Below are 21,139 nucleotides of genomic sequence, written 5' to 3'. Positions count from 1 at the left end.
TCACTGCTTGGGAATGCCGGCGCGCTGGATCACGGCCGACCAACGTTTGATCTCGCTTTCAAGAAGCCTGGCCTGCGCCTGCGGCGTGCTGCCGCGCGGCTCCACGCCCAGGTTCTGCAGCCGCTTCTTCACATCGGGCGAAGCCAGGGCGGCCAGCGCTTCGGTGTTCAGGCGCGTGATGATCTCGGCCGGCGTGCCGGCGGGCGCGGCCAGCGCGTTCCACGAGGCGACCTGGAAGCCCGGCGTGCCGCTCTCGGCCACTGTGGGCACATCGGGCAGGCCGGCGGCACGCTTTTCGCCCATCACGGCCAGCGCGCGCAGCGCCTTGCCTTCGATCTGCGAGAGCACGGGCGGCAGGATCTCCACCGCCACATCGACCTGGTTGCCGCGCAACGCGGTCACCACGGCCGGCGTGCCGTTGAAGGGCACCACCTGCGCGTCGATGCCCAGCGAGGTCTTGAGCAGTTCGCCCGCCAGATGCTGCGTGCTGCCGACATTGATGGTGCCGATGTTCACCTTGCCCGGATTGGCCTTGGCATAGGCCACCAGCTCGGCCAGGGTCTTGAACTTGCCGTTGCCCGGCGCGAGCACTGCCATGTCGAAGTAGCCGAGCGTGGAGATGGGCGCAAAGTCCTTGATGGTGTCGTAGGGCAGCGACTTGAAAAGGCCCACGCTCACCGCGTTGCCGTTCGACATCAACAGCAGCGTGTGGCCGTCGGCCGTCGCCTTGGCCACGGTGTCCGATGCGACCACGCCGCCCGCGCCTGGCTTGTTGTCGACCACGATGGTCTGGCCCATGGATTCCGACATCTTCTGTGCCACGCTGCGCGCGACCAGGTCGGCCACGCCGCCCGCGCCGAAAGGCACGACCAGGCGAATGGGGCGGGAAGAAAGGGGGCCGGCCGTGGCGGCCCATGTGCTGGTTGTGCTGCTGCTGGCAGCGGCGGTCAGCATCAAGCCGACGAAGCTGCGGCGGGAATGTTTCATGTGTCTCCTGGGGTGGTCTGCGGTGTTGCCTGCGGTCTGGCGCCGCGATGCCGCACTATTCCCGCTGCGCCGCCCGGCAGCAATATCGTGATCGCACTGGGAGATATGCCGCGCCGGCATGGCCGGGTCCCACGCCGCAGCTTCAGTCCAGCCGCAGCGACCCCAGCCGCGCCACCACCAGGTCGTGCAGCGTCTGCGCCGCCACCGACAGGCTTCCCTCGCGCCGCTGCACCAGGTACAGCGTGCGCGTGAGCGCGGGCAGCGGCAGCGGCCGCGTGACCAGCGTGTCGCGCCGAAAGTGAAAGAGCGTGAGCGCGGGCACCACGCTGATGCCCAAGCCCGCCTCCACCAGCCCCATCACCGTGGCCAGGTGCTCCACCTCGAACACCGCGTTCAGCCGCTGCGGATGCAGCGCCACATCGAGCGCCTGCCGCACGCTGCTGTTGCGCGCCATCTGGATGAAGGGCCAGGGCGCGATCTTCTTGACCGACAGGCGCGCCTCTTGCGCCAGCGGATGGTCGGCGCGGCACACCAGGTGAAAGCGGTCGGTGCAGAGCTTGCGCGCGCGCAGGTCGCTGTCGGCCGCCGCGCCCGAGGCCGCGAGCGCAAAGTCGGCCTGGCCGTTGCGCACCAGCGCCACGCAGGCATCGGACAGCGCATCGTTCAGGTCTATGCGGATGCCGGGCCAGGCCTGCATGAACTCCGCGAACACCGCGGGCAGCCAGCCCGCCGCGAGCGAGGGCAGGGCCGCGATGCGCACCCGGCCCTTGCGGCGCCCCACATGGTCGGCCAGGTCGCCCATGGCGCTGCCCATGTCGTCGAGCAGGCGCCGGGCCGAGCCTTCGAACAGCTGCCCCTCGGGCGTGAGCTGCACGCTGCGCGTGTCGCGGTCGAAGAGGCGCGTGCCCACCGCGTCCTCGAGCGTGCGGATCAACGCGCTGAAGGCGGGCTGCGACAGGTGGCTGCCCTGCGCCGCCCGCGTGAAGTTGCGATGTTCGGCCAGTGCGAGAAAGGCGCGCAGCTGCCGCGTGGAGAGGTCGGGCGTCTTTCTCATGTCTCTGGGGCCTTGTTATTTGAAATCCAGATCAATCGATCTGGATTTTCGATTTTACGGATGACCACCGTTTGCCTACATTGCGCCTCGATGACCACCTTTGCCTCGCCCCCTTTGTTGATCGGCTGCGCCGCAGGCTTCTCGGGCGACCGCACCGATGCGGCCGGCCCGGTGGTCGATACGCTGATCGCGCGGCTGGCGGGCGGACCCGACGGACAGCGCGCCTTCCTGATCTTCGAGACCCTGGCCGAACGCACGCTGGCGCTCGCCCAACTGCGCCGCCGCGACAACCCCGAGGCGGGCTACGAGCCGCTGCTCGACGCGATGCTGCGGCCCGTGCTCGCACGCTGCCTGGCACACGGCATCCGCATCGTGAGCAACTTCGGCGCGGCCAACCCGCGCGCCGCCGCGCGGCACATCGCCCGCATGGTGCGCGAGCTGGGTGCCGCCGCGCCGCGCATCGCGGTGGTGGAGGGCGACGACCTTTCGGGGCCGGAGCACCTTGCGCTGCTCGAGCAGACACTGGGCACGCAGATGAAAGGCTTGCGCATCGTCAGTGCCAACGCCTACATCGGCGCCGAGCCGATCGCCGCCGCGCTCGATGCCGGCGCGCAGATCGTGGTGTGTGGCCGCGTGGCCGACCCCTCGCTCACAGTGGGCCCCGCGATGTCGCACTTCGGCTGGCGTGCCGACGACTGGCACCGCCTGGGCCGCGCCACCATGGCCGGGCACTTGCTCGAATGCGGCGCGCAGGTCTGCGGCGGCTACTTTGCCGACCCGGGCTACAAGGAAGTGCCGGGGCTCGAAGCCGTCGGCTTTCCCATTGCCGAAGTCGATGCAGACGGCCACTGCACCATCGGCAAGGCCGACGGCACCGGCGGCCTCGTGAGCGAAGCCACGGTGAAGGAACAACTGCTGTACGAAGTGCATGACCCGAGTGCGTACCTCACGCCCGACGTGGTGGCCGACATCGCGGACGCCGAAGTGCGCGCGCTGCCTGAACAAGACCGCGTCGAACTCTCCGGCGTGCGCGGCCATGCGCGGCCCAGCCACTACAAGGTCAACGTGTGCCACGAAGGCGGCTGGCTGGCCGAAGGTGAGATCTCCTATGCAGGCCCACGCGCAGAAGCACGCGCCCGGCTCGCGGCCGACGTGCTGCGCAAAAGACTTGAGGGCCTGGCGCTGCGCGTAGACCTCATCGGCGCGCTGAGCATCCTGGGCGATGACGCCGGCCGCATGCTCGCCGACACACCCGACACCGGCCTGCGCGACGTGCGCCTGCGCGTTGCGGCCACGCACGAAGACCGCGCACAGGCCGAACGCCTGGGGCGCGAAGTGATGGCGCTCTACACCTGCGGTCCCGCGGGCGGCGGCGGGGTGCGCACCGCCCTCACGCCGCGCCTCAACACGATCTCATGCCTGCTGCCACGCGAATCGGTGCCGGTGCGCTTCGAGTTGATGCATGCGGAGGCGCTGGCATGAAAAACTCACACGCCGCGCCCGACATGATCGAAGTCCCCCTCTACCGCGCCGCCCACGGCCGCACCGGCGACAAGGGAGACCGCTCGAACATCAGCGTGATCGCCTGGCGTGCCGAGTTCTATCCGCTGCTGCTCGAACAGCTCACGCCCGAGCGCGTTGCGGCCCAGTTTCGCCACCGTGCGCCCGCGCAGGTGCAGCGCTTCGTTCTGCCCAGGTTGCACGCGATGAACTTCGTGCTCGATGCGGTGCTCGACGGCGGCGTCAACGATGCGCTGAACCTCGACGCGCACGGCAAGTCGCTGTCCTTCCTGCTGCTCGACATGCCGATCCAGATACCGCGCGCGCTCGCGCCGCTGCTGGCCGGGCCGTAGCGGCTGCCGCAACTTTTTCCCTTCCCCATCCATCCGGAGACAAAAAAATGAAACGACTTTCCCTCACCGTGTTGACCGCCGCATTGGCCTTGATGCCGATGCTCAGCCAAGCGCAAGCCTTTCCCGACAAGCCCATCACCTTCGTCGTGCCCTTTGCGGCCGGCACCGCCACCGACCAGATCGCACGCGCGCTCGGCAACAGCATCACCGCCGAGACCAGGCAGTCCGTCATCATCGACAACAAGGCCGGTGCCAGCGGGTTCATCGCCTCGCAGAACGTGGCGAAAGCGCCCGCCGACGGCTACACCGTGCTCATCACCACCAACACCACGCACGCCGCCAACGAGCATCTGTTCAAGAAGCTGCCCTATGACCCGGTGAAAGACTTTGCGCCCCTGACCGCACTCGGCAAGGGCGGCCAGATCATGGTGGTCAATCTGTCCTTCCCCGCCAGGAGCGTGGCCGAGTTCATCGCGCTCGCGAAGAAGGAGCCGGGCAAGTACAGCTTTGGCAGCGGCAGTTCTTCGAGCCGCATGGCGGGCGAGCTGCTGCAGCAGATGGCCGACATCAAGCTCCTGCACGTGCCCTACAAGAGCAACACCCTGGCCGTGACCGACCTGCTCGGCGGGCAGATCGACATGATGATCACCGACACCGCCACGGGCCTGCCGCAAGTCAAGGGTGGCAAGCTGCGCGCGCTGGGCATGTCCAGCGCCAGCCGCTCGCCGCTGGCGCCCGATGTGCCCACCATCGCCGAAGCCGGCGTGAAGGGCTACGAAATGGGCTACTGGTTTGCCGCGTATGCGCCCGCCAGGACGCCGCCCGCCGTCGTCAAGCGGCTCAACGAACTGCTGGTGAAGGCCGCAAAGAGCGAGTCGGCCAAGACCGCCTTCTACGAACCTACCGGCACCGAGGTGTTCACCACCTCGCCCGAGGAAATGGCGAAGTTCCAGGCCGGCGAATCGCAGAAGTGGGGCCGCATCGTGAAGGCGGCGGGGATCGAAGCCGAATAAGGGCGCGCGCCCTCAGCCCACCTTGGCGAAGAAGCGCCCCTTGCGCGGCGCCGCATCGCTCGACGGGCGCAGCCCCTCCAGTTGCGTGACGATGCCGCCGGGCTCGCGCGTCAGCGTCAGCAGCCGCTCCCCCGTGGTGCGCTGGCCGCGTACGTTGTCCGGCCCGAACTTGTAGAACTTGACAACCACCGACGTGCCCGAAGGCGTGGCCGTGCACAGCATCCGCATGTTCGTCTGAAAGCCCTCCGCGTTGAGCGTGCAGCCGGTGGCGCCGTTGCCCGGACCCAGCGACAGCGTGTGCGTCACGAAGGCTGCGGCACCTTCTGAAGGCGACGAGCCGCCGATGCGGCCCAGCGATTCTTCCCACACGTAGCGGCCGTTCCACGCGGCCAGCGGCGCCGAAGGCAGGGCTCTTCCCGCATTCGCCGAAGCTGCGGTGCCGGCGCCCACTGCAGCGCCTGCAGAAGCTGCAACCGGCAAACGCCCCGTGAGCGGCGTCACCGCGAAATCGCTGCCGCCCTGCGGCGAAGGCCACAGCCCCACCTGGAACTGCTGCCGGCTCCCGCACGCCTCGATGCTCCAGCGTTCGAAGTGCCCGCCGCGGCTGGTCGCCGGCATCGCCGGTTGGCGGGGCACGTAGTTGCGCGGCAGCACTTGCATGTCCACGGCGTCCAGCGCTGCACAGCCGCCGCTGGTGCGGGTGTACTCGGCGATCTTGTTGAGCACGTCGGTGGCCAGCTGCGAAGTCGCCAGCGTCTTGCCGCTGGCGCGTACCTGGGCGGGTGGGGCGGCCAAGGCTGCCGTGGTGGTCAATGCCGCGGTGACTGCCGCGGCTGCGTATGTCTTTGTATTGAATAGGCGCATGAAACGGCTTATGCAACACCCGCGTGTGCAAGGCATGTGGCGGGCGGAACAGAACCAAGTAGGACAAGGGCTTGCGCGAAAGTCATGCCCTGCGGCGCAGGCGCACGAGGCCGCTTCAATCGGCGATGTGCGACGCAAACCCGGTGCGGCCTGGCGCAATGTCTGGCCGCAGCGTGAGGGCGGGAATCTCGTAGTCGCCCGCGTTCTGCGCGCGGAACGCGATGGGGGCGGTCGTCCAGAGCGCATCGAGCCGCCGGCCCAGGTCTTCGGTGATTCGCGCATAGCCGGCCTCGTCGACCTTGCCGGTCCGGTGGACCACGAAAGGGGGCAGCACGTCGAAGCCCGGGTAGTGGAGGATGCCGTGATGGATCGGAAAGAGCAGATCGTCCATCGGCCCGTTGATGCCGCGCGGCGCGTAGTGCGAGGCCCAGCCGCCGGTGGTCACCACCAGCATGGCGCGCTTGCCGGCCATCACGCCTTGGCCGTAGCGGTCGCCCCAGTGCGTGTCGGAGTGCTCACCGACGCCGTATGCAAACCCGTGGGCATACACACGTTCGACCCAGCCCTTGAGGATCGCGGGCATCGAGAACCACCACATCGGAAACTGGAAGAGCACCGCGTCGGCCCAGAGCAGCCTGGCCTGTTCGTCGGCGATGTCGCCGGGCTGCGTGCCGGCCTGGAAGGCGTGCATGGAATCCATGACCGGATCGAAGTGCGCACCGCGCTCCAGATGCGCAAAGTCGTCGGCGTCCAGCGGCGCCTTCCACCGCATGGCGTAGAGATCGGACACGCGCACTTCATGGCCCGATTGGGTGAGCCGATCCACCATGAAGTTCTTGAGCGATCCGTTGAGCGAGCGGGCTTCGGGGTGGGCGTGGACGAGGAGGATTTTCACGATGCGCTGGCCTGATGAATGAAGAACATGCACGCAGGTTAGAAGCGCCAGAGATATATTGGAAATGAATAGTTCGAATACCAGCCATTGCCATGAACAATTTCAGCCGCCTCGACCTCAACCTGTTGATCACGCTCGACGTGCTGCTGGCCGAGCGCAACGTCACCCGCGCTGCCGAGCGATTGAACCTGTCGCAGCCCTCGGTGAGCGTGCAGCTCGCCAAGCTGCGCGAGGCCTTCGCCGATCCGCTGCTGGTGCCCGCGCAGCGCGGGATGCGGCCCACCGCGCGCGCCGACGAACTGCAGGGGCCGCTGCGCGAGGCGCTGGAGTCATTGGGCCGCGCGGTGGCACCCACCAAGCCGTTCGACCCCGCAGCGGCCACCACCACCTGGCGCGTGGCCGCGGCCGACTACGCCGAATCGGCCATCTTGCTGCCCGCGCTTGCCGGCCTGCGCGCGGCGGCACCCAACACCCGGCTGGCCGTGGTGGAAGCGGTGCCATCCCGCATGGCGCGGCAGCTGGAGCAGGGGGAGCTCGACCTGTTTTTCCACACCAGCGTGGGCGCGCCGGCCGGTCTGCACCGGCGGGTGCTGTTCAACGAGCGCTATGTGCTGGCCGGGCGGGCAGGGCATCCCCGACTGAAACGGCGGCCGACGCTCGCGCAGTTCTGCGCGCTGGAGCATGTGGTGGTGTCGCAGGCCGGCGGCGGATTCGCCGGACCCACGGACGAAGCGCTGGCCGAGATGGGCCTTGCGCGGCGCGTGGTGCTGTCGGTGCCGCACTTTCTTTTCATGATGTCCGTGCTGGCGGAAACCGACATGGTCGCGATGCTGCCGGAGCGGCTGGCGCGCGGCGCACCGGGGCTGCGCATGGTGCAGGCGCCGCTGGAGGTGCCGGGGTTCGAGATGGCGATGCTATGGCACGAGCGGCGGCATCGGGACCCGGGGCATCGGTGGGTGAGGGAGTGGATTGCGGCGGCTTCGTGAATGCGCTGCGGCCCGATCTACGGGCCTTGTTGACCGCCGGCATCACGGAGCAGATGCACGCGCTTTGGCTTCGGCACACGACCACGTGGATTCAAATGAGCCCTCTGGTCGCCGCCTTCAACGTCGCGGCCGCACGGGTCGAGCATTCGAGCTTGAGGAACACGCGCTCTACATGTGTTCGCACCGTGCGCGGACTGATGCCCAGCGCGCGAACGACTTCCTTGGTGTTCTCGCCCTTGCTGATGCAGCGCAGCACCTCCAGTTCGCGCTCCGACAGCGCCTGCTCTCCTGGCTTCGGCGCCACTGGCTTCGGGGGTGCATGCGACATCGCGCAAGCGAGCAGCGCATCGACGACGTTCTGGTCGAAGCGGCCCGCATCGACGTCACCTTTCATGCAGCCTAGCGCCTCTGCTTCGGTGAACGCTGCGCGCCACGGACGACGGGTGCGAAGAGAAATCCAGCGCTCCGCCGCTGCAACGATCTGGCCCTCCAGCGGCATGGCCGTGCCAGACCGGCCGCGGAAATAACCCGAGCCGTCGCGCCGCTCGAAGGCGAAGGATGCAATCTCCGCTTCGAGCGCGAGCCCGTCGATCTGCCCCGCAGCGCGGGAGGTCCAGTACGGAACGAGCCGCAGGCGCTCGAGCGAGGAGGCCGGCAGCGGCTCGGGCGCGTTCCAGATCGCGTTGGGCACCGATGCTCGCCCGATGCCGTGAATCAGCCCGGCCTTGTACGTACGGTGGCACAGGGCTGCATCGAGGCCCGCACGCGCGCTGCAATCGCGCGCCAGTTGGGCCACGCGCCGCGAGTAACCCGTCATCCAGGGGAGCTTGAGGTCGATCACGTCGCCTACGAGCTCCAGCCCGACGCGCTGAAGCATCGAGGCGGGCTGATCGCCAACGTCGGTCCACGGCGGCGTGGGCGCATCCAACGTGGCCATCCACGTCGAGACCCACGGCGCGCTGGCATCGACAAGCGCGGCGGGGTAGACGCTGTTCGCGCGACCGTGCGCCAGCGCAAGCGCTTCGCCCTGCCCATAGAGGCGGCTGAAGATTTCGAGGTCGCTCGCCAGTGCCACGACGTACGTCGCGAGCGGCACGTCGTCGCCTTGCAGGAGGCCGGGCACGCCGCCGCCGTCGTAGGTCTCGAAGATGGCGCGCAGCGCCGCTTCGGTGTCGGGGCCGAGGCCAAGAGTGTTCGCGATGTCGCCGGCAATTTCGCAATGGATGCTGGCCATGGCGAGCATCGCGTTGGGAATGGGCGCGGTGCGCGGTTGCTGCTGTTGTTGCTTGGCGCGCGGCTTCTGCGATGCAAGAAGCGCTTGCCGGCCCTGCACGTCGTCGTCCAGAAAGTCCGCGAACTCCTGGGCGTTGGCCGTGCAGCCCGACCAGCGCAGCAGCGCGACGTGCCGGGAGGCTTCGACCTGCGATGGGTCGCAGCGCGCCTGGGTCGCGATCATTCCCGCGAGCCACGCGGTGCGCAGCGAATGGTCGGTCGGCTGGCCCATGCTCAGGTCGCCGATGAAGGCGAGCGCGCGGACAGCGTCGAAAACGGCAATGGTCGAGTCGTCGGACATGCGAGGGGAGGGGGCCGAGGCAAAAGCCCAGCATCGCACAGTCGGTCTTTTTCGGGGCTTGTCGGTCATTCGACCGATACCGCGGCGGGGGCTTGCCCCACAGAATCGTCTGCACCCGCCTCGCTCCAGGGGCGACGGCCTTTCTTCCTTCTTTCTTGTTTTCTTTATCTATCTGCGGCTTTCACCGCCATTGCCATGTCTGACACCAACCTGTCCCAATTTCAGCGAGCCGCGTGGCTTCGCAAGCTCTACTTCACGCGCGCTGCGTTTTCTTTCGCCTGGGTCGCGCTCGCCTTCACCGTCGCGAAGGGGTCGCCCGTCGTCGCGACCGCGCTGCTCGTCATCTACCCCGCGTGGGACGCGCTGGCGAACCTGTGGGACGCCCGGATGACGGGGGGCGCGAAGGCCAACCCCACGCAGGTGTTAAACGCGTGGATGAGCGCGCTGGTCACCGTGGCCGTGGCGGTTTCGCTGGGGCTCCAACTGCAGGTCATCTTGGCGATCTTCGGGGCGTGGGCGATCGTGGCGGGGCTGCTTCAGCTGGCGACTGCCATTCGCCGGCGCAAGAGCGAGCGGGGGCAGTGGGTGATGATGCTGAGCGGGGCGCAGTCTGCGCTGGCTGGCGGGTTCTTTGTGGCGCAGCAGGGGAGTGCGGCGCCTGTGGTGCAGACGTTTGCGGGGTATGCGGCTGTTGGTGCCGTCTACTTCCTGATTTCGGGGCTTGTCGTCTTGTTTCGGCGGGCAAAAAAAAGCATGACCCGTGGCTTCGCCTCCGGGGAGGTTTGATGCCGATGTCCGGTTTTTGCTTTTCTCAGGGGCTCGAGTGCGCTTCTGATGCTAGAGGAGAGACTCCGGGATGACGGTCAGATCGCGCAATTCTGTGGCCTCATGTGTCAGATTGGGCGCAAGCCGCCGTGCCATGTGTTCAGGGAAAATCCAAGCTTGAAAGGCGCTGCCATTGAAAAAACTACGCGTGATAGAGGATGCGATTGACCATGCCCTGTCGGTAATCACGTCGCCAGAAAAGCTCCTTCCCTTGGCCCTCGCGAAGGTGGCAAAAAAGCGAGAGCTCAATCTCTCAGAGGTGGAGCTCCAGAACTTGACTGCAGCACTGCTCAGCGCGGAGGGTGACGTGCTGCGGATCGATGTAGATCCTTCATGCGGACTTGGGAAGACCCCGGAGGAAATTCGAGAAACGATAGAGGGACTTTTCGATGAGCTGAAGGGGGCGCTCAAGGAGCTTGGAGACGATTTAGTCGAGGCTGCGGTAGGGGCGATTCCCAACGCGCTTGCGAATGTTGCTGAAATCATCGGTGACAGGCTTTCAGAGCAAGCAGCAGATCATGCGATTGATCTGAGACGGGTGCAGTCAGTGCGCGCTGAAATGGTTCAGCGCATCTGGGGCGACGTGATCGAGCGGTTGGACTTCCTCGGGCAACTCGTACTGGAGTGGAACCAAGCTGCGGCTGGGATCGGTCAGGGCGCATACGCCAAAATAAACACAGAATTTGCACTGGGCAAACTTGTTGCACGAGCATACGAAATTACTGGTGAGATTACTGTACTGGCGCGAGCTGGCTATGCAGACGGCGCACTCGCCCGATGGCGATCACTGCACGAGGTTTGCGTCGTTGCGATGTTTGTTTCCGGGCGGTCCGATATGTGCGCACAGATGTACCTATCGCATCACCAGGTAGAGGAGCTCCGACTTCTCGAACACAACAGGACTAGTGGCGTTGGCAGAGTGGACGCGCATCGTGACCGGCGCGCCAGTCATCTGCGCAGGCAGAAAGCCGCGATGGTCAATAGGTTTGGAGCAGCATTCGCCAAGGACTACGGATGGGCCTCAGTCGAACTCGGCTGCGGCAGAACCACATTCCGAGATCTGGAGAATCACGTTGGCTTGGACACACTGCGGCGCGGATATGAGCAAGCCAACAACACGATCCACGGAGGCCCTCTTGCTGCGCTCACGCGGATCAGCCTCGATTTCGCTGCGATCGATGGCAATGAGATTCCATTGGCCTACGGCTGCGAGGTCGCGATCAACTACGCAACAGCATCCCTGTCGATGTTGGTTGCCGAACTTTGCGTAGAGACAGAAAACGCGGATCTGTTGGCGTTGAATATGGTCGTTCAAAATCATGCACGAGAGATCTGGAATCAGATCGAGCAGGAGCGAAAGAAGATCTCGGGTAGGTCGCCTAGAGAAAGGATCCTCGACCGAAAAGCGGAGCAGCGCGAAAACCGAAAAAGGCGGGTGACTTATCCAAAGGCATCAATACGGCGATGAAGGGCTGCTTTTCCGACTCTGGTTGGAGCACGGCAAACTGGGCAGCTACAGCGACGGACAAAGCGGCTAGCGCTGGGGCTGGCGCACGGGGCGCACGGCCATCGAGCAGCCTGACGATGACACTCTCGACCTGCGCATGTACAACATCACCCCCGCGGGCGAGGAGGCTCTGGCCGTCGAACTGAACTACCGCCGCATGCCGCCCGAGGCGGGCAGCGCTTAAGGCTTTTGCCGCCGGGCACGGATCGCAGCCGCTAGCTTTGCAGAGGCCCCTCGATCACAAAGGCGTGCAGACCGGCCATCTTGCCTTCGCGAAAGCGCCAGACATCGCAGTACGCGTAGCGCGTGTCCTTGCCCGCGTCGTTCTTCAGCGTGATCTCGCCGAGGGCCGTGACGATGTCGTCCTCGGCGATCAGGCGATGGACCTCGAACCGGGGCGGCTCGGTGTACGCGGTCGCCATCCACTGGCGAACCGCTTCCTTGCCGCTGAGCGTGCGGTCGCCCACGAAGGTCCATTCGGTGTCCTCGGTGCAGAACGCGAGGAACCCTTCGTAGTCGCCTACAACGATGGCCGCGTTGGCCTTCTCCAGAATCGCTTTGTGTGTCGCTGGCATGCGGAACTCTCCTGCGTTCGGCCCGCCTGCACGATGCACCGGTGCCTCGCAAGCGAGTAAGCGCCCGCGGGCCTCACACCTTTGTCAGTCGCCGCCGCGTCTTGACCGCGGAAGCCAGTCCCTGGAGCACCGGCACGGTCTGTGCGAAGCCGATGCAGGCATCGGTGATCGAGACGCCGTGTTTCAGCGCAACGCCGGGCTTGAGGTCTTGCCGGCCTTCTTCGAGATGGCTCTCGATCATGAGGCCCGTGATGCGCCGCTCGCCGGCCGCGATTCGCTCGGCCACGTCTTGCGCCACCACGATCTGCCGTTGGTGCTGTTTGCTGCTGTTGCCGTGCGAAACGTCGATCATCACCTGCGGCCGCAGGCCGTTCGCCAGCAGCGCCTGGCAGCTGGATTCCACATCCGCCGCCGAATAGTTGGGCGCCTTGCCGCCGCGCAGGATGACGTGGCAGTCGTCGTTGCCGCGGGTCTCGAAGATCGCGGCCATGCCCATCTTGGTCATGCCCATGAAGGCATGCGGCGCGCGGGCGGCGAGGATGGCGTCGGCCGCGACCTTGACGCTGCCGTCCGTGCCGTTCTTGAAGCCCACCGGGCAGCTCAGGCCCGAGGCGAGTTGCCGGTGGCTCTGGCTCTCGGTGGTGCGCGCGCCGATGGCGCCCCAGGCGATGAGGTCGGCAATGAACTGCGGGCTCAGCAGGTCGAGAAACTCGGTGCCGGTCGGCAGGCCCAGCGTGGTGAGTTCAAGCAACAGGCGCCGCGCGCGCTCCAGCCCTTCGTTGATCGCGAAGCTGCCGTCCAGGTGCGGGTCGTTGATGTAGCCCTTCCATCCGACGGTGGTGCGCGGCTTCTCGAAATAGGCGCGCATCACGATGAGCAGATCGTCCTGCAGCGAATCGGCCACCTTCTTCAGGCGCTGCGCGTACTCGATGGCCTGGTCGTGGTCGTGGATGGAGCAGGGGCCGACCACGACCACCAGGCGATCGTCGCGGTCGTGCAGCACGTCGGCAATCGCCGCGCGGCTGCCTTCGACCAGCGCCAGCGTGTTGTCGCGCACGGGCACGCGTTCCTGCAGCAGCGCGGGGGTGATGAGCGGGCGGACGGCACCGATGCGCACGTCGTCGATCCGGGTGGTGTCGAGCGTGCTGTCGCGGGAGCCGATTTCGGCGTCGTGGAGGGGGTCGTCGAGGCGGGGCATGTCGAGGCTTTGGTTTCGTATGGGGCGGGCGCAATTGTCCACGGCATAGGCCATCCGTCGAATGCACAACGGCCGGGGGCCGTCCTAGCATCCCTGGCATCAACGTTCTTTGTCGCACGCTCTTTGTCGATCCTCCCGATGCCCTTGATCAAAAAGCTCGCCTTCTTCGCCGCCACGGCCACGCTGGGCCTGGCTGCCCTCGCCGCCGCGCCCGAGAAGGACCATCCCCTCGTCGGCCGCTACGAAGGCGCGGTGCTCGACGGCACCAAGGTCACGGCCTACGACGAGGTCGGCCTCATCAAGGAGCCGTTCCAGAACTGGGGCGGTGGCAAGCCCGATCTGCTCAAGCTCGAAGGCAAGATCTCGCTCTATCACTACAAGCTGCCCGGCGGCCGGTCGTTGCTGGAGGTGCAGCGCAACTACGAGGCGAGCCTGAAGGCCAAGGGCTTCGAGGTTCTTTTTACCTGCGGCACGGCCAACGCCTCCTGCTACAAGAAGCGGCCCAACAGCGTGGACACCAACACGCCCTACGACTTTGCGCTGGCCTTCGACGACCCCGAGTGGCCGCGCCTGGGGAGCCGTGGCGACTACGTGCGCAACTATTTTTCGGTGAGCGGCCGTTATCTGCTCGCCAAGAAGACCGGCCCCACGGGCACGGTGTACGCCAGCATCGCGCTGGCCGAGCACAACGCCGATGTCGGCAACCACGCCTTCGTGCGCGTGGTGGAGAGCAAGGCGATGGAGGGCGACAAGATCGTGTTCGTCGACGCCTCGGCCATGCAGAAGAGCCTGGCCGAGACGGGGCGCATCAACCTCTACGGCATCCTCTTCGACCTGGACAAGGACGTGATTCGTCCCGAGTCGCAGCCCACGCTCGACGAAATGACCAAGCTGATGCGCAGCAACCCGCCGCTCAAGCTGTCGGTGGTGGGGCATACCGATGCGCAGGGCGATGCGAAGCACAACGACGATCTCTCCAAGCGTCGTGCGGTCGCGGTGATCGGGGTGTTGGTGAAGGCGGGCGTGGACCCGCGCCGCTTCACCACGCGCGGCGCCGGCGCGGCCGAGCCGGTAGCGCCGAACGACAACGAAGCGGGGCGCGCGAAGAACCGGCGGGTGGAGCTGGTGCGGCTCTGAACTGAGGCTGCTTCTGCCCTCAGGCGGAACTGCGCTCGATCTGCCAAAACCGTTCGGGCTGAGCCTGTCGAAGCCTCGCGCGGCGCTTCGACAAGCTCAGCGTGAACGGCCCTGTTTCAGATGACCGGCACGCTCGTCTCCTTCAGCACCCGCAACACAAAGTGCGATTTGCTGTGGCGTATGCCGGGGATCTTGTAGAGCTTTTCGCGCAGCAGCCGCTCGTAGTCGCGGGTGTCGCGCACGGCGATGCGGATGTAGTAGTCGTAGTCGCCTGACACCAGGTAGGCCTCCTGGATCTCCGGAATGGTCGCGAGCACGCGGCCGAAGTCATAGAGGGTTTCGTCGGTGTGGCTCTCCAGCGTGACCTGCACGATCACCGAATCGTGATAGCCGAGCTTGGCCGGATCGACGTCGACGGTGTAGCGCTTGATGACGCCCTGGGCCTCCAGCTTCTTGATGCGCGTCCAGCAGCTGGTGGGCGACAGGCCGACCTCGTTGCCGATTTCCTGCAGGGTCTTGCGCGAGTCGAGCAGCAGCACCCGGAGGATGGCCATGTCGGTCTTGTCGAAAGATCCTTCTTCGTTTGATGCTGATTTCCGAAGGGTTTTCATAAAGCGACCCAAAAGAGCCAAAAGAAAGAAGCAAATTCTGCATCAAAGCCGGAAGAATTGACGGCATGCGATTGCTTGACCTGCCCCTCACGACTTCCTTGTCCGTCCACCCTGAAGCGCCGCCCCGCGTGCGCAACGGCGCAGAGGCCCTGCTCGACACGCTGGTCGAGTGCGGTGTCGACACCATCTTCGGCTACCCAGGCGGCGCGGCGCTGCCGCTTTACGACGCGCTGCATGGCGAGCCGCGCCTGCGCCATGTGCTGGTGCGCCACGAGCAGGCTGCGGTGCATGCGGCCGAGGGCTATGCGCGCAGCACGGGGCGGGTCGGGGTGGTGCTGGTCACCTCGGGGCCGGGGGTGGGCAACACCATCACCGGACTGCTCGATGCGATGAGCGATTCGGTGCCGGTGCTGTGCATCAGCGGGCAGGTGGCCACGGCGGTGATCGGCACGCAGGCCTTTCAGGAGAGCGATGCACTGGGCATGTCGCGCCCGGTGACCAAGTGGAACCACCAGGTGCGCGCGGCGGACGAGGTGCCGGGCCTGGTGCGGCGCGCGCTGGAAATCGCATCGTCAGGGCGGCCGGGGCCGGTGCTGCTCGATGTGCCGAAGGATATTCAGCTGATGCGCCTGGGCCATGGCGCAGCCCCGGCGCCGCTGCGCCCGTTGCGGGCGAGCAGGGCGGCGTTGCCGCCCAAGGCGATGCTGCAGCGGGCGGCTGATTTGCTTTCGACGGCGCGGCGGCCGGTGCTGTATGGCGGCGGCGGATTGATCAACTCGGGGCCGGCGGCCTGCGAGGCTTTCGCGCAGCTGGTGCATCGGCTGCATGCGCCTTGCACGCTCACGCTGATGGGGCTGGGCGCGTTTCCCGCGTCGGACCCGAAGTTCATCGGCATGCTGGGAATGCACGGCATGCTCGAAGCGAACCTTGCGATGCACGAAGCCGACCTGGTGGTGTGCGTAGGCGCGCGCTTCGACGACCGCGTGACGGGCAAGCTCGACGAGTTCTGCCCGCATGCGCGAAAGATCCACATCGACATCGACCCGAGCAGCATCAACAAGGTGGTGCATGTCGATGTGCCGATGGTGGGGGATTGCCAGGCGATCCTCGATGCGGTGCTGGCGTTGCTGCCCGAAGAGGGCTTTGCGCCGGAGCGGCTGGCGCCTTGGTGGGAGCGCATCGCGCGTTGGCGTGCGCAGGAGTGCCTTCGCTTCGAGCCGTGTGCGGACGAGATCCTGCCGCAGCAGTTGATGTCGTCGCTGCAGCGCGCGGTGGCCGGTCGCGATGCGATCGTGTCTACCGATGTGGGGCAGCATCAGATGTGGGCCGCGCAGTACCTGCGCTTCGATGGCCCGCGTCGTTGGCTGACGTCGGGTGGGGCGGGGACCATGGGCTACGGGCTGCCTGCCGCCATCGGCGCGCAGATCGGGCATCCCGATGCGCTGTGCGTTTGCGTGAGCGGCGATGCGTCGGTGCTGATGAACATCCAGGAGCTGTCGACGGCCGTGCAGCACCGCACGCCGGTGAAGCTGGTGCTGTCGAACAACGGCTACATGGGCATGGTGCGGCAGTGGCAGGAGCTGAACCATGGCAATCGGCTGAGCCACAGCTGGAACGAGGCCTTGCCCGATTTCGTGGCGCTGGCCAAGGCGTTCGGGTGGGGCGCGCGCCGGGTGTCCGACCCTGCGGAGCTCGACGCTGCGCTGGCTGAGTGCCTTGCGAGCGAAGGTCCGTTTTTTCTGGATGTGCAGGTTGCGGCGCAGGAGAACTGCTTTCCGATGATGCCTTCGGGGCACGGGCATCACCGGGTGATGCTTGCGAAGGATCGGTGGTACGAGGAGGTTTGACCTTTCTCTTCTGTTTTGAGGGGCGCCCGGCAGGCGGTACGGCCCGGCCGGCCCCACTGTGCCGGCCGCTTCGCGGCTTCCCTGCGGTGCTCGCGTCTCGCGGGGGCTTGCCGAACTCGCCTTCGGCTCAAACAGCTGCAAGCCCTGATCCGCGAAACGCTGCGCTCCTCGGCGGCACAGAGGGGTCGGCCGGGCCGTACCGCCTGCCGGGCGCTTGTTGTGGGGTGGAGGCCGTCAGCCCTCACCTCGGCCCTTTCCCCATCAGGACTTGATGAACGCCAGCAAATCAGCGTTGAACTTGTCCTTGTGCGTGTCGGTCAGCCCGTGCGGCGCGCCGGGGTACACGATGAGCTTGTTGTTCTTCACCAGCTTGGCCGAGGCCAGGCCCGCGGCGCCGATGGGCACGATCTGGTCGTCGTCGCCGTGGACGATGAGGGTGGGCACATCGAACTTCTTCAGGTCTTCGGTGAAGTCGGTTTCAGAGAAGGCCTTGATCGAGTCGTAGGTGTTCTTGTGGCCGCCGAGCATGCCCTGCGCCCACCACGAATCGATGAGGCCCTGCGACACCTTGGCACCGGGGCGGTTGAAGCCGAAGAAGGGGCCCGAGGGCACGTCCTTGTAGAACTGCGAGCGGTTGGCCAGTTGCGCCGCGCGCAGGCCGTCGAACACTTCGATGGGCAGGCCGCCGGGGTTGGCGGCCGTCTTCAGCATCTGCGGCGGCACGGCCGAGATGAGCGCGGCCTTGATGACGCGCTGGGTGCCGTGGCGGCCGATGTAGCGCGCCACTTCGCCGCCGCCGGTGGAGAAGCCGACGAGCACGATGTTCTTGAGGTCCAGCGTTTCGATGACGGTGGCCAGGTCGTCGGCGTAGGTGTCCATGTCGTTGCCGTTCCAGGGCTGGCTGGAGCGGCCGTGGCCGCGGCGGTCGTGCGCCACGGTTCGGTAGCCCTGCGACGCGAGGAACAGCATCTGCGACTCCCAGCTGTCGGAGTTGAGCGGCCAGCCGTGGCTGAACACGACGGTGACGGGGCCGGTGCCCCAGTCCTTGAAGTAAAGCTGGGTGCCGTCCTTGGTGACGATGGTGTTGCTCATGACTTGCTTTCCTTTGAGTGAAGAGGCGGGAGGAACCGTGCCCTGCCTGGGCGCGGCGGTGGACGCGGCGCGTGCCGCGGTGGAAATGCCGGTACCCACGAGGGCCCCGGCAGCGACGGATGCGCCTCCGACCAGCAGGCTGCGGCGGGTGGGCTGGGCGGTGGCGGCTTGCGTGTTGCTGCTGTTTGCGGAGGACATGGTGCGTTCCTTGGGTGATGTTGAAAAGACGGAATTCATATCGCTTGGACTAATATCGCATGCGATATAAATGGGGTAAAAAAACAGGAAGGCGGATGCGGCGGGCCATCACGCGTTCCTGTCGAGGTTCGAACGCAGCGCGAGCAACTGGTCTCGCAGGATGCCGATTTCGTTGGGGTTCAGTGCCATGGCCTGGGCCACGCAACTGGGCAGGCCGCTGGCCTTGGCATGCATCGCGCGGCCTTCGGCGGTGAGCGACACGATGACCTGGCGTTCGTCCAATGCCGAGCGCACGCGCTGCACGAGGCCGCGTACTTCGAGCCGTTTGAGCAGCGGGGTGAGGGTGGTGGTTTCCAGCGCCAGGCGCTTGCAGATCTCGGAGACGTTGACGCTGTCTTTCTCCCACAGCACGAGCATGACGAGGTATTGCAGGTAGGTGAGGTCCAGGTCGCGCAAGAGGCCCCGGTACACCTTGTTGAGGCTCAGCATCGTCGAGTACACGGCAAAGCAGAGTTGCTCGTCCAATGCCAGCGGGTCGCTAGTGGGCGCTTCGGTGCGTCGGGTGGATGAGGCGGGGCGTTGCTTGGAAGGCATGGGCCGGATATTAGATCGCATGCGATCTAATGGCAAGCGATGTTTTATGCCCGCCCGCACCACGCGGTCTTCAGGAGTGGCCGTCCACCCGCATCTGGAAAAGAAAGTAGGGCGGAATGCAGGCGCCTCGGCCCTCGGGCTGGCCCTCGGCCTGCGCGCAGATGTAGTCGTCGCGGCAGGGCTGTTGCGCCGAGCAACTGCGCAAGTTGCCGGGGCGCGTGTGTTTGCTCAGGCATTCGCCGAAGGGCTTGTTGGCGGCGAGGCATTGGTTGAAATCGCTCAGGATGGCGATGGCGCCGCAGGTGCCGTTCTTGTCGTTCGGATCGCAGGGGCCGGAGCACATGCCGCCGGGGAAACCGACCGAAGTTTTTTCGCACACGGCGCGCGTGCCTTCGCAGGCGGCGCGCGGCAGTTTCTCTGCGCGGTCCAGCCACGGGTTGGCGGACTGGGTGATGCGCGTGGGCTCGCAGCTTGCGCCTACGGTGGCCTTTTCAGGCGCGGCGCTGTCGGCGTTATCGATGTGCGGTTCGGCCAACGGCCGGAACGGGTCGGGCCGCGGCGTCGACAGCGCGCTGAGCACATAGCTGCCACGCCGCGCGAGTTCGTCCTGCAGGTGCGGCGAGTGCGGCAGCGCGAGCGCATTGCCGGTCGTGAAGGTGCGCGATGCGCCGCGACGGTCCACGCCCAGCAAATGAAAGCCCGCGACCGCGCGGCTCTGGTGGCAGCCCGCGCAGCTGAGGTCGTCGAGCCGGCGCAGCACCGCCTGCGGCGACTGCAGCGTGCGGCTGCCGGGCACGGCATGCCATTCGCCGGGCGAAAAGATCTGCGCGAACGGCCGGTTCGCCAGCCGTGCCAGACCGCGCGGCGCCACCGAGATGGATTCGGTCGCGAGGAATTTCTCGGGCACCTGGAGCGTCGCTTCCTCCAACGCACGCAGGTTGGCGGGTTGCTGCAGCCACTGCTGCAGTTCTTTTCGCAGCGGCGCGTTTGCTTTCAGGCGCGCGACGTCGGGCGTGTTCTCCAGCGGGGCGGCGTCGAAGCGTTGCGCGGCGGCGTTCCAGCGAAAGGCGCGCAGCATGTATTCGGCATGGCCGCCCAGGTCGGGCCGCACCGCCGAGGGCCAACGCACGCTCTGCAGGTTGGTGGTGACCTGCGCGATGCGCGCGGGCGCCAGGCGTTGCGGCGACAGCGGCCCCTCGGCCGACACCAGCCAGCGGCCGAGCGCATCGTCGGGCATCGAAGCCTGCGGCGGTTGCCAGCGCCGCGCAGTGCTCGCGCAGCTGCCGTCGGCATCGGGCGCATCGCCGCGCAGTTCGACGTTGACGGTCATCGGCAGGCGCGACTGCATCGCTGCGGTGCGATAGGCCAGCCGGTACACCAGCCGCGTCTCGCCGCACGCGCCGTTTTGAAAGGGCCGGCGGTCCATGCGGTTGGCCACGCCTACCAGCTCGAAGAAGGCATCGGGGCTCGTGAGCCAGCGCGCATCGAACAACCGGTGCGGGTAGCGCGAGATGCCGACACCGGCCTGCCTGTCACTGCGCTGGATGCGCGCGAGGCTGTCGGCCAGCGGCTTGGCGATGGAGGGCCACGCACGCGTTTTCATCAGCGCCTGGTTGCTTGCAATGCCGTCGGGTGGCATCGGCTGCGCAGGGCCGGCCCAATGGGCAAAGCTCGCGCCGGATTTTTCCGCGACCTGCAGCGCGGCGGGCGATGTGACGAGCAACACAGGATCGGCCGCGCGCGCAACGGGCGCGGCGAATGCGAGCAGCAGCGCGAAGCCGGCGGTCAGGCGATGGGGGATGAGCGGCACGCCGGCGATTGTGCCGCCGCGCGGCGTCAATGGGCCAGCGGTTCAGCGGCGCGGCGTGATGTTCAGGCCCGCGCAAAACTCATAGAAGGCTTCGAGCTGCAACGACTTGTCGAAGACCGCATCCACACCGGCCGCCAGCGCGCCTTCGCGCACTTCGGAACTTGCGTAATTCATGAGCACCACGCTGCGTTGCGCGGGGGACTTGGTGTCGTTCAGGTAGTGCGCCACGGTCAGGCCGTTGCCCTGGGCGAGGAAGATGTCGATGACTGCCGCGTCCCATTCGTCGGGATTGGCCTTCAGCCATTCGATGGCCTCGTCGGAGGTGGTCGCGGTGCCGACGACCTTGCACCCGGAAAAGTGTCGCAGCCCGTCGGTCAGCGTGGTGGCGATCAGCGGGTTGTCTTCGATGAGGTAGATGCGGGTCATTGTGGCGGACCGGGTGCGCGTGCTCTCGGGCTCGCGGCGTGGTCTTCGGCTTGTCTCTGGAATGCGGTCGATTGTCGTGGCACAGGCGGCTCGC

General features: G+C 66.5%; 20 protein-coding genes. 8 read left to right on the top strand and 12 right to left on the bottom strand.

The genetic code is table 11. From position 1 onward, the window contains the following. Positions 1–987, bottom strand: coding sequence for a Bug family tripartite tricarboxylate transporter substrate binding protein (locus ABIC90_RS08285; protein ID WP_436318176.1), 987 nt, complete (start codon positions 985–987; stop codon positions 1–3). Positions 988–1,129: 142 nt separating this feature from the next. Continuing rightward, a complete protein-coding gene (locus ABIC90_RS08280; protein ID WP_354353602.1) occupies positions 1,130–2,041 on the bottom strand; it encodes a LysR family transcriptional regulator in 912 nt (303 codons plus the stop codon). Positions 2,042–2,131: 90 nt separating this feature from the next. Between ABIC90_RS08280 and ABIC90_RS08275 the strand changes: the two genes are divergently transcribed. Genes ABIC90_RS08275 through ABIC90_RS08265 form a run of 3 tightly spaced genes read left to right on the top strand, consistent with a single transcriptional unit; the run spans position 2,132 to position 4,907 of the window. Further along, entirely contained in the window at positions 2,132–3,523 is a 1,392-nt protein-coding gene (locus ABIC90_RS08275) for an acyclic terpene utilization AtuA family protein (RefSeq protein ID WP_354353601.1), read from the top strand. After that, entirely contained in the window at positions 3,520–3,894 is a 375-nt protein-coding gene (locus tag ABIC90_RS08270) for an AtuA-related protein (RefSeq protein WP_354353600.1), read from the top strand. The genes ABIC90_RS08275 and ABIC90_RS08270 overlap by 4 nt, the downstream gene beginning before the upstream one ends. A 47-nt stretch (positions 3,895–3,941) precedes the next feature. Continuing rightward, entirely contained in the window at positions 3,942–4,907 is a 966-nt protein-coding gene (locus ABIC90_RS08265; protein ID WP_354353599.1) for a Bug family tripartite tricarboxylate transporter substrate binding protein, read from the top strand. 12 nt (positions 4,908–4,919) lie between these two features. Here the strand turns inward: ABIC90_RS08265 and ABIC90_RS08260 are convergent, their stop codons facing one another. Both ABIC90_RS08260 and ABIC90_RS08255 read right to left on the bottom strand, forming a co-directional pair. Next, positions 4,920–5,702 (bottom strand): DUF5991 domain-containing protein, encoded by a 783-nt coding sequence (locus ABIC90_RS08260; RefSeq protein WP_354353598.1) that lies wholly within the window; start codon positions 5,700–5,702, stop codon positions 4,920–4,922. A gap of 184 nt (positions 5,703–5,886) precedes the next feature. Further along, positions 5,887–6,666: an NAD(P)H-dependent oxidoreductase gene (locus ABIC90_RS08255; RefSeq protein ID WP_354353597.1), complete on the bottom strand. Its 780-nt coding sequence runs from the start codon at positions 6,664–6,666 to the stop codon at positions 5,887–5,889. A gap of 92 nt (positions 6,667–6,758) precedes the next feature. Here ABIC90_RS08255 and ABIC90_RS08250 point away from each other — a divergent pair, with 92 nt between their 5' ends. Beyond that, a complete protein-coding gene (locus tag ABIC90_RS08250; RefSeq protein WP_354353596.1) occupies positions 6,759–7,652 on the top strand; it encodes a LysR family transcriptional regulator in 894 nt (297 codons plus the stop codon). Positions 7,653–7,743: 91 nt separating this feature from the next. On the opposite strand, the gene ABIC90_RS08245 is transcribed toward ABIC90_RS08250, so the two are convergent. Continuing rightward, entirely contained in the window at positions 7,744–9,225 is a 1,482-nt protein-coding gene (locus tag ABIC90_RS08245; protein WP_354353595.1) for an HD domain-containing phosphohydrolase, read from the bottom strand. 195 nt (positions 9,226–9,420) lie between these two features. Between ABIC90_RS08245 and ABIC90_RS08240 the strand changes: the two genes are divergently transcribed. Beyond that, positions 9,421–10,011, top strand: coding sequence for a DUF308 domain-containing protein (locus ABIC90_RS08240; RefSeq protein ID WP_354353594.1), 591 nt, complete (start codon positions 9,421–9,423; stop codon positions 10,009–10,011). A 172-nt stretch (positions 10,012–10,183) separates the two neighbouring features. Then, positions 10,184–11,518, top strand: a complete 1,335-nt coding sequence (locus ABIC90_RS08235; protein ID WP_354353593.1) for a DUF5677 domain-containing protein — start codon at positions 10,184–10,186, stop codon at positions 11,516–11,518. Positions 11,519–11,772: 254 nt separating this feature from the next. Here the strand turns inward: ABIC90_RS08235 and ABIC90_RS08230 are convergent, their stop codons facing one another. After that, positions 11,773–12,132 carry a nuclear transport factor 2 family protein gene (locus ABIC90_RS08230; protein ID WP_354353592.1) on the bottom strand — a complete coding sequence of 120 codons (360 nt, stop codon included), beginning with the start codon at positions 12,130–12,132 and terminating at the stop codon, positions 11,773–11,775. A 73-nt stretch (positions 12,133–12,205) separates the two neighbouring features. Further along, a complete protein-coding gene (locus ABIC90_RS08225; RefSeq protein WP_354353591.1) occupies positions 12,206–13,330 on the bottom strand; it encodes a 3-deoxy-7-phosphoheptulonate synthase in 1,125 nt (374 codons plus the stop codon). A 138-nt stretch (positions 13,331–13,468) separates the two neighbouring features. On the opposite strand from ABIC90_RS08225, the gene ABIC90_RS08220 reads away from it, so the two are divergent. Continuing rightward, entirely contained in the window at positions 13,469–14,467 is a 999-nt protein-coding gene (locus tag ABIC90_RS08220; RefSeq protein WP_354353590.1) for an OmpA family protein, read from the top strand. A gap of 116 nt (positions 14,468–14,583) precedes the next feature. Here the strand turns inward: ABIC90_RS08220 and ABIC90_RS08215 are convergent, their stop codons facing one another. Next, positions 14,584–15,021: an Lrp/AsnC family transcriptional regulator gene (locus tag ABIC90_RS08215; protein WP_013542184.1), complete on the bottom strand. Its 438-nt coding sequence runs from the start codon at positions 15,019–15,021 to the stop codon at positions 14,584–14,586. Between the two features lie 122 nt (positions 15,022–15,143). On the opposite strand from ABIC90_RS08215, the gene ilvB reads away from it, so the two are divergent. Next, a complete protein-coding gene (ilvB, locus tag ABIC90_RS08210) occupies positions 15,144–16,925 on the top strand; it encodes a biosynthetic-type acetolactate synthase large subunit (RefSeq protein ID WP_354353588.1) in 1,782 nt (593 codons plus the stop codon). Between the two features lie 261 nt (positions 16,926–17,186). On the opposite strand, the gene ABIC90_RS08205 is transcribed toward ilvB, so the two are convergent. From ABIC90_RS08205 to ABIC90_RS08190, 4 genes are all read right to left on the bottom strand, one after another. Beyond that, entirely contained in the window at positions 17,187–18,215 is a 1,029-nt protein-coding gene (locus tag ABIC90_RS08205; RefSeq protein WP_354353587.1) for an alpha/beta fold hydrolase, read from the bottom strand. 108 nt (positions 18,216–18,323) lie between these two features. Beyond that, entirely contained in the window at positions 18,324–18,809 is a 486-nt protein-coding gene (locus tag ABIC90_RS08200; protein WP_354353586.1) for a MarR family winged helix-turn-helix transcriptional regulator, read from the bottom strand. 70 nt (positions 18,810–18,879) lie between these two features. Beyond that, positions 18,880–20,619 (bottom strand): hypothetical protein, encoded by a 1,740-nt coding sequence (locus tag ABIC90_RS08195; protein ID WP_354353585.1) that lies wholly within the window; start codon positions 20,617–20,619, stop codon positions 18,880–18,882. 42 nt (positions 20,620–20,661) lie between these two features. Further along, on the bottom strand, positions 20,662–21,045 hold the full coding sequence (locus tag ABIC90_RS08190; RefSeq protein WP_354353584.1) for a response regulator: 384 nt from the start codon (positions 21,043–21,045) through the stop codon (positions 20,662–20,664). Positions 21,046–21,139: the final 94 nt, after the last annotated feature.

It is taken from the genome of Variovorax boronicumulans, assembly GCF_040544675.1.
Classification (GTDB): domain Bacteria; phylum Pseudomonadota; class Gammaproteobacteria; order Burkholderiales; family Burkholderiaceae_C; genus Variovorax; species Variovorax boronicumulans_D.
This window is presented reverse-complemented; position numbering and strand designations above follow the sequence as displayed.